1 protein-coding gene is annotated in these 518 nt (G+C 68.1%); it reads left to right on the top strand.

Annotated elements, in window-relative coordinates; all coding sequences use genetic code 11:
* Positions 1-327: 327 nt before the first annotated feature.
* Positions 328-518, top strand: a 191-nt coding sequence (locus ACLD7X_RS18355; protein WP_411425122.1) for a hypothetical protein, incomplete at its 3' end; no start/stop codon positions are given.

Here is a 518-nt window from a genome sequence, read left to right as displayed (position 1 = left end):
CTTTCGCCAGACCGACTATGTGCCCCATCGCACGACCTGCATCGACACGACCTTCCTCGTGCAGGATTTCCGCCGCATCGACCGCGACGCGCCGCGCCCGACCCATCACCGGGTGGGGCCGATGCGGCTGGAGGGCGGACCGACGATCCACTGACGGCAAGGGCCCTGCCACGGGATGATCCGCCGCGCACCACGCTGCGGCCACATTCGCGGGGCAGGGTGACAGACAGGTAACGGTGTCAGTGCCCGGATGTCCGGGATGGTTTCGGGAACGGCGTGGCCCTGCGGGGTCCGGCCGGGAATGCGGTTCAAGCAGACGGGCAGGGCATGGCGATCACCAGTGACGAAGGCACCGACCAGATGCGCAGGCGCTGGGTCGCGCTGCGGGCCTGGGCCTGGGGCCTTCTGCCCGGCAAGGCCGACATCGAGGACGATCCCGTCCGCCTGGAAAAGCAGTTGCGCGACTTCGTCAACGGGGGCGTCGCGCTGTTCTGGAAACGGCAGATCATCTATCTGGC

Origin of the sequence: Aphanothece microscopica RSMan92, from assembly GCF_046613545.2 — a bacterium.
Taxonomy (GTDB): Bacteria; Cyanobacteriota; Cyanobacteriia; order PCC-6307; family Cyanobiaceae; genus NIES-981.
The sequence above is the reverse complement of the archived record's forward strand: the minus strand, read 5'-3'. Positions and strand labels throughout refer to the sequence as shown.